8 protein-coding genes are annotated in these 7,451 nt (G+C 67.2%); 2 read left to right on the plus strand and 6 right to left on the minus strand.

Translation table 11 applies throughout. The features are described from left to right. A partial coding sequence (locus AC2VON_RS15960) for a hypothetical protein (protein WP_486953834.1) occupies positions 1–796 on the minus strand: 796 nt, incomplete at its 3' end. A gap of 63 nt (positions 797–859) precedes the next feature. Here AC2VON_RS15960 and AC2VON_RS15965 point away from each other — a divergent pair. Then, complete coding sequence (locus tag AC2VON_RS15965) at positions 860–2,125, plus strand: glycosyltransferase 87 family protein (protein WP_486953829.1); 1,266 nt, start codon at positions 860–862, stop codon at positions 2,123–2,125. A gap of 36 nt (positions 2,126–2,161) precedes the next feature. Here the strand turns inward: AC2VON_RS15965 and AC2VON_RS15970 are convergent, their stop codons facing one another. The 5 genes from AC2VON_RS15970 to AC2VON_RS15990 all read right to left on the minus strand — a co-directional run bounded on the left by AC2VON_RS15970 (position 2,162) and on the right by AC2VON_RS15990 (position 5,647). After that, complete coding sequence (locus tag AC2VON_RS15970; protein ID WP_486953835.1) at positions 2,162–2,893, minus strand: lysophospholipid acyltransferase family protein; 732 nt, start codon at positions 2,891–2,893, stop codon at positions 2,162–2,164. Positions 2,894–2,988: 95 nt separating this feature from the next. Beyond that, positions 2,989–3,384, minus strand: a complete 396-nt coding sequence (locus AC2VON_RS15975) for a hypothetical protein (RefSeq protein ID WP_486953830.1) — start codon at positions 3,382–3,384, stop codon at positions 2,989–2,991. A 72-nt stretch (positions 3,385–3,456) separates the two neighbouring features. Next, the gene (locus AC2VON_RS15980; RefSeq protein WP_486953836.1) at positions 3,457–4,713 is read right to left on the minus strand and encodes an ArsA family ATPase; all 1,257 of its coding nucleotides are present in this window, start codon (positions 4,711–4,713) and stop codon (positions 3,457–3,459) included. A 4-nt stretch (positions 4,714–4,717) separates the two neighbouring features. Further along, positions 4,718–5,176 carry an SRPBCC family protein gene (locus tag AC2VON_RS15985; protein WP_486953831.1) on the minus strand — a complete coding sequence of 153 codons (459 nt, stop codon included), beginning with the start codon at positions 5,174–5,176 and terminating at the stop codon, positions 4,718–4,720. A gap of 81 nt (positions 5,177–5,257) precedes the next feature. Beyond that, the gene (locus AC2VON_RS15990; RefSeq protein WP_486953832.1) at positions 5,258–5,647 is read right to left on the minus strand and encodes a polyketide cyclase / dehydrase and lipid transport; all 390 of its coding nucleotides are present in this window, start codon (positions 5,645–5,647) and stop codon (positions 5,258–5,260) included. An 85-nt stretch (positions 5,648–5,732) separates the two neighbouring features. Between AC2VON_RS15990 and AC2VON_RS15995 the strand changes: the two genes are divergently transcribed. After that, positions 5,733–7,451 (plus strand): AMP-dependent synthetase/ligase (locus AC2VON_RS15995; protein ID WP_486953833.1); only part of this gene is annotated, 1,719 nt, incomplete at its 3' end.

Here is a 7,451-nt window from a genome sequence, read left to right on the forward strand (position 1 = left end):
CACGGTCGTTGCGAACCCCGGGCCGGCCGGCAACCATGTCCTGCAGCCAGAGTTTGAGCTGGACCACCGGGCGACGCAGCCGGCGTTCCCGCTGCAACGCGCGTCGCATCTTCTCGGGTCGCGCGGTGTAGCACCAGCGGGCCCACGGAGCGTGCGGCCGGGACAGCCGGATGGCGCCGACGACCAGCAGCGGGAGGAAGAACATCCCGGTCAGTCCCGTCCACACCTTGCCTTTGAACACCACCAGCACCGCCAGGGGCAGCGCCGTCACCAGGCCGGCGAACACACCCGTGCGGATCAGCGGCGAGGAGGTGTCACGCCACAGCGACAGCAGGAAAGTCAGCGGGTGAAAACCCAGCACGAGCAGCCCGGTCATCCCGGCCGCGGCGAATACCGCGTCCACCGAGGCGCGGCCGTCCTGTTCCCAGTACACATCGCACAAATGCAGTACCGATGCGTACTCGTCGAGCACCAGCGCTGCGCCGATACCGAAAACAGTGGCAGCCACCGTGAATTCCGACTCATGGCCGTCGACGGACAGGGCCACCAGCGCCACCCCGGACACCATCACCAGGACCACCCCGAATACCACGTGGTGAATGTGCAGCGAGCCGATGTGAACGTTGCGCGGCTGCCACCACTTGCGCGGCGCGGCACTGTCGGCGTGGCTCCGGATGTAACGCACGACGGTGCGCGTCACCAGAAAGGTCACCAGGAATGCGAGCAGGCAGCACAACAGCGGCAGCCTGCCGCGGTCGACGATGTCGTGTTGCAGCCAGTCGAGCACCTGAAAAATCTACGCTGCCCCGGCGCGTGACACTCGGATGAGGCTCGGCGTGGCGTGGACCCCGATAGTCTGATGGTTGACATGAGTCTCTTTCGACGGGTGACCGCGTGGCCGGTGTTGCAGTCACTGGTCGTCGTCGCTCTGGGTTATGCGACGTGGCGGCTGCTGTGCCGCGCAAAGTATCGCATCGACGTCGACGTCTACCGGATGGGTGCGGGAGCCTGGCTGGACGGCCGCCCACTGTATGCCGACGACGCTTTGTTCCACACTGCAGGGGGGCTCGATCTGCCGTTCACCTATCCCCCGCTGGCGGCCATCGCGTTTTGCCCGCTGCGCTGGCTGCCCCTGCCGCTTGCCAGCGCGGCGATCACCTGCACGACGCTGGCTTTGCTGATCGCCACGACGGCGATCGTGCTCGCCGGGATCGGTGTCGAGCTCGGTTCCGAAGTTGCGCCCGAGCCGGTCTGGTTGCAGCGGTGCTGGCTGGCCGGCGCCATCGTGGCGCCCGCAACGATCGAACTCGAGCCGATCCGGTCGAATTTCGCTTTCGGCCAGATCAACGTGGTGCTGATGACACTGGTGGTCGCCGACTGCGTGCCGCGCCGCACGCCCTGGCCGCGCGGCCTGCTGTTGGGCCTGGCGGTCGCACTGAAACTGACCCCCGCGGTGTTTTTACTGTATTTCCTGCTGCGCCGCGACGGCCGGGCCGTGCTGACCACGGTGACGTCCTTCGCCGCGGCGACCCTGGTGGGGTTTCTGCTGGCCTGGCGCGACTCGTGGCAGTACTGGACCGGCACCATCCGTAACACCGACCGGATCGGCGGCGCGGCGCTGAACACCAACCAGAACCTGGCTGGTGCGCTGGCCCGGCTGACGCTCACCGAACAGCAGCGCTTCCTGGTGTGGGCAGCCGGATGCCTGCTGGTGCTGGCGGTCACCGTGTGGGCGACCCGGCGCGTGCTCAGCGCTGAACAACCGATCCTGGCGTTGATCTGCGTAGCCCTGTTCGGGCTGGTGGTTTCGCCGGTGTCGTGGTCACACCACTGGGTGTGGATGCTGCCCGCCGTGGTGGTGACCGGCGTACTGGCTTACCGGCGGCGCGCTCGGCCGCTGGCCGTGCTCAGCGCGGCCGGGGTGGTGCTGATGGTGTGGAGCCCGATCAACTTGCTGCCCGAGCACCATGAGACCACAGCATCGTTGTGGCGCCAACTGGCCGGGATGTCCTACGTGTGGTGGGCACTGACGGTCATCGTCACCGCCGGGATCACGGGAAGAGCCACCACAGTGCCGCGGTCACCGGCGGCGCCGGTCCCGGCATCGCTGCGGGCCGCCGGTTGAGAAGTCAAGCGGAGCCCGCCCCCGGGATCAGCCCATTCAGCCCGCTGCGGTTTCCGGAATCCGGGTGGCCGACTCGCCGGACACTGACTTCTCTTCGGCGCCCTTTTTCACACTCGCCGCATAGATGTCGACGTACTCCTGGCCGGACAGCTCCATCAGCTCGTAGATCACCTCGTCAGTGACCGCTCGTTCGATGAAGCGGTTGCCGGCCAACCCGTCGAACCGCGAGAAGTCCATCGGCTTGCCGAACCGGACGGTCACCCTGCCGAAGCGCCACATCTTGGTGCCGGGCGGATTGACGGCGTCGGTGCCGATCATCGCCACCGGAATGACCGGAACACCGGTGTGCAGCGCAATCCGGCCCAGTCCGGTCTTCCCCTTGTACAGCCGGCCGTCGGGCGAGCGGGTGCCTTCCGGGTACATGCCCAGCAGCTTGCCGTCGGCCAACAGCCGCTCGGCGGTGTTCAGCGCCGCCTGCGCCGAATCAGCGTCGGTGCGGTCGATCGGCACCTGTCCGGCCGCGCTGTAGAACCAGCGGGTAAACCGGCCCTTGAGTCCAGTCCCGGTGAAGTACTCCGACTTCGCAAGAAAGGTGATGCGCCGCCGCACCACCAGCGGAAGGTAGAAGCTGTCCGCGACCGCCAGGTGATTACTGGCCAGGATCACCGGCCCGCTGTTGGGGACGTTTTCCAGCCCCTCGACTGCCGGCCGGCCGAGCAGCGCCAGCAACGGGCCCATGAAGATGTACTTGAACAGCCAGTACCACATCTGCCCTCCCACTTGCCCGCGCACCCCGGAAGATAGTGGTGCTGTGCGCCAACCTTACCTGCCGGGCCGGCCAGTTGCCGACCAGTACGACGACCTCATTCCTCGATGGTGACCGGAATGTGTTGGTAGCCACTCTCGTCCACGCTGCCGGCGGTGGTGTCGGCCCCGCCGCCGGGCGGGCCCTCCGGCGGAGTGGGCGGACCGCTGGTGTCCCGGGCGTCGCCGGCCTCGTTCAAGGCGGCGCGAATCACCGCGAGCAGCCCGACACTGTGCTCGGCGATCACGGTCAGCAGCGGGTGTTCCTCACCGGTCACCAACGCGACCAGCGCACACACCGGACACCACACCTGCTGGCACTTGCCGGGGCCGTCGGCCGACGCCAGCATCGCCGCGGTACGTACCGCGGGGTCGATTCCGTCCAGGATCGCCTGCGCGAGCTTGCGTAACTCGGGACCCAGCTCACCCAGGTCGGGATGGTCGCCGGCGCTCACCTACGCCGCTCCTCCTCATCGCTTCGCTCTGCATCGTCGCCGGCGCTCACCTACGCCGCTCCTCTACCCCGGTCACGTGGGCCACACCTCCGGGTCGGGTCGGAAACGCACCGTCAGCTCACTGCCGCGCAGCGTCGCGTCTGACACCGCGCATCGCCGCAGCACCGACGCCAATCGAACTCGGCGGCGCATTCCGCCCGCGCCGATGATCAAGTCGTCACCGGCGCGGCCCAGCGTGAGTGTGCCCGAGTCGACCTGGGGCAACTCTAGCCGCAGCCGATACACCACACCCAGTCCGACGCCGGACTCTCGTTCCACCACGGGCCGCAATGGTCCCGGCGGCGCAGATCCATCGCGGTGGCGGACGCCGTCGAACAGCTCGCTCAGCGCCTTGGGACCGATCGGCTCGACGGCCAGGTGCGGGACCAACACCAGTGCCACGTCACCGATTGCGGTGTCTAACTCGTTCAGGACGGTCCGCTGCTCACGGATCCGCTCCGCGTACCAGTCGAAGGCCGGGTGGTCGGGCAGGCCACTGTAGGCGTATGAATCGTCTTGCACCAGAATCTGGTTCACGATCAGCTCTTCGACATGCACGCCCATCAACGCCAACGATCCCAGGGTGCGGACCGCCTCGGCGGCCACCACACGTTCGGCGGTCAGCACCAGGTGCGCACCGACCAGCGCCTCGTCGCTCAGCATGGCGATCAGCCGTTCGGCCGCGGCGCTCACCCGCTCGGTCAGCTCGACCAGCCCTGCAGACCGGGCGTTGTCAATCGCCGCGAGCCTGCGGTGCCGTGGCCAGGCCCGCTCGCTATAGAGCGCGATCGTGGCCGGCAGGGTGAGCATCCGCAGCGCGTCGGCGGTGGACGCGCAGTCGACCACGATTTGATCCCACTGTCCGCTCACGGCCAGCTCGCCGACCACGTGCAGCCCGAGCAACTCCTGGATGCCGGGCAGCGTGGAAAGCTCCTCGGGTGCAATGCCGGCCAGCTCAGAATCCGGGAGGCGGGCAGCTAACGGGTCGACCACGTCACGCCAGCGCGCTTCGAGCAGTGCCAGGGTGTCTAGCGCCAGCGCGCCCAGCATGCCGCCGCTGACCTCGACATCGTCGGCATCGTCGACGACGACCCGGACCGGGTCACGTCCCCCGGTCGGCGGAACCGGGACGCCGAGCACGTCACCCAGCGAGTGCGCCTGATCGGTGGAGACCACCAGCACTCGATGACCGGCCCGTGCGGCGGCCACGGCGGTTGCCACCGAGAGAGTGGATTTTCCTACTCCACCTTTACCGACAAACAGACTGATCCGGGCCGGGGTGGGCGTCAGTGGCTCACTCGGACTCACTCGGGCTCACCCGGGACTCGGCTCGTTTCTTCAGATCCTTCAGCGCGGTGTCGGTCAGCCTGCGTTCTGCTTTGCGTTTGAGCAGCCCGATCATCGGGATAGCGAGGTCGACCGAGAGCTCATAGGTGACCTCGGTGCCGGATCCCTTGGGTTCCAGACGGTATTCCCCATCCAGAGCTTTCACCAGCGAACTCGACACCAGCGACCAACGCACCGAGCGCCGGTCAACCGGCCACTCGTAGGAGAACACCAGGGTGTCCTTGAGGACGGCGGCGTCCATCACAAAGCGGGCCACCTTCGGGTAGCGGTCGACATCGGTCTCCAGCACCTCGGCCTCTTTGTACTCCGAGACCCAATCGGGGTAGGAACCGATGTCGGCGATCACGTCCATCACCGTGCCCGGGTCCACCTCGATGAAGATGGTTTGTGCCGTTTTGTCCGCCACGTGATCGTTTCCCCAGTCATCTGCGCTCGCCACCAGTCCTTCGGTGTGAAACGGTACCCGCCAGGCCCGGCGCTGATCCGGTTAGGCCAGCGCCGGTGCAACACCGACCGGCCGGGAGCGTTCCAGAGTTTCCTTCACCGCGAAAGCCATCTTCTTGCCGGCCACCCTTCGGCGATGCGTCATCTTGGCAAGGTTCATCCGGGCCAGTTGCCAACCCGCCCCGGATGGTTCGGCGTGCAGGAAATAATGCAGGATCACGCCATCAAGCGACGGCTCCAGCCAGATCTCCATGGTGCCGGTGAGCGCACCGGTGACCGTCCACCTGATTCCCTTCTCGGCACGGTTCTCGACGACCTGCAGCTGCAGGTCCGGCCACCATCTCCGCCAGCTGGATGGATCGGCGACCGCGGTGCCGGCCTGTTGCGGTGACGCGGCGAGGAACGTCTCGTCCGCGATCTGAATGCTGCTCACCGCCTCAGCTTCACATACCACGGATCGGCGGCGCACCCGGACAACTAGGGTGAAGGCAAGTCGCGATGTAGGAGAGGCCAGCACAGTGCGTGAATTCACCGCCCCCGCGTCGTTCACCGTCGATGAGCACGACAACGTCGTCGCCGTGGTCTTCGAGTACGAGCGCACCGACCCCGACCTGGTCATTTACCAGCGGTTGGTCGACGGAACCTGGCGGGACGTCACATGCGCAACCGCGGCCGCCCAGATCCGCGCGGCCGCGCTGGGTTTGATCGCCCAAGGGGTGCAGCCCGGTGACCGGGTGGCCGTCTTTGCGGCCACCCGTTACGAGTGGGCGGTCCTCGACTTCGCCATCCTGGCCACCGGTGCGGTCACCGTCCCGATCTACGAAACGTCGTCGGCGGAGCAGGTGCGCTGGGTGATGCAGGACTCGGGCGCGGTGATGCTGTTCGCGGAGACCGCTGCACACGCAGACATGGTCAACCAGCTCGCCGACGACCTGCCGGCGCTGCGCCGGGTGCTGACCATCGACGAGTCGGGGACCGGCGCGCTCGATGCGCTCACGCAGGCCGGCGCGTCGGTGGAGCCGGACGAGCTGGCCGCGCGACTTTCGGCACTGCGCGCCGCTGACGCGGCCACGCTGATCTACACATCGGGCACCACGGGCCGGCCCAAGGGCTGCCAGCTCACTCACGCCAACCTGGTCTATGAGGTACGCGGCACCAAGGCCGCGTTGCCGACCCTGTTGACCGAGGGTCAGCGCCTGCTGGTTTTCCTGCCACTGGCCCACGTACTGGCCCGAACGCTGATGCTCGGAGCGTTCGCCAACAAGGTGATCGTCGGGTTCACCAGCGACATCAAGAACCTGCTGCCGATGTTCGCGGCGTTCAAGCCGACGGTGGTGGTCTCGGTGCCGCGGGTGTTCGAAAAGGTGTACAACACCGCCGCGCAGAACGCCGCGGACGGTGGGAAGGCCCGGATTTTCGAGCGCGCCGCCCAGACCGCGGTGGACTGGAGCGAGGCCGCCGGCGATGGTCGGCCGGGGGGCCCGGGGCTGTTGCTGCGCGCCAAGCACGCGGTGTTCGACCGGCTGGTTTACCACAAGCTGCGTGCGGCGCTGGGCGGCGACTGCCGCGCCTCGGTTTCCGGCGGGGCGCCGCTCGGCGAGCGGCTGGGCCACTTCTACCGCGGCGTCGGCCTGACCATCTACGAGGGCTACGGGCTGACTGAAACCACTTCCGCGATCACCGTCAATCCGGTCGGCGCCATGAAGGTCGGCACAGTCGGAAAGCTGGTGCCCGGCAACAGCATGCGCATCGCCGAGGACGGCGAGCTGCAGGTGCGCGGCGGTGTGGTGTTCAGCGGCTACTGGCGCAACGAGCAGGCCACCGCCGAGGCGATGTCCGACGGCTGGTTCAAAACCGGGGACCTCGGTGCCATCGACGATGACGGCTACCTGAAGATCACCGGCCGAAAGAAGGAGCTCATCGTCACCGCGGGCGGTAAAAACGTCGCCCCGGCGGTGCTGGAGGACAAACTTCGGGCGCATCCGCTGATCAGCCAGGCGATGGTCGTCGGCGATGCCAAGCCGTTCGTCGGCGCATTGATCACTATCGACCCCGAGGCGTTCGGCGGCTGGAAGCAGCGCAACGGCAAAGACGCCGACGCGTCGGTTGGCGACCTCGCCACCGACCCCGATCTGCTGGTCGAAGTGGATGCCGCCGTCAAACAGGCCAATCTTTCGGTCTCGCATGCCGAGTCGATCCGCAAGTTCGCGATCCTGCCGGTCGACTTCACCGAAGCC

The sequence above is a fragment of the Mycobacterium sp. TH-M82 genome (genome assembly GCF_057473605.1).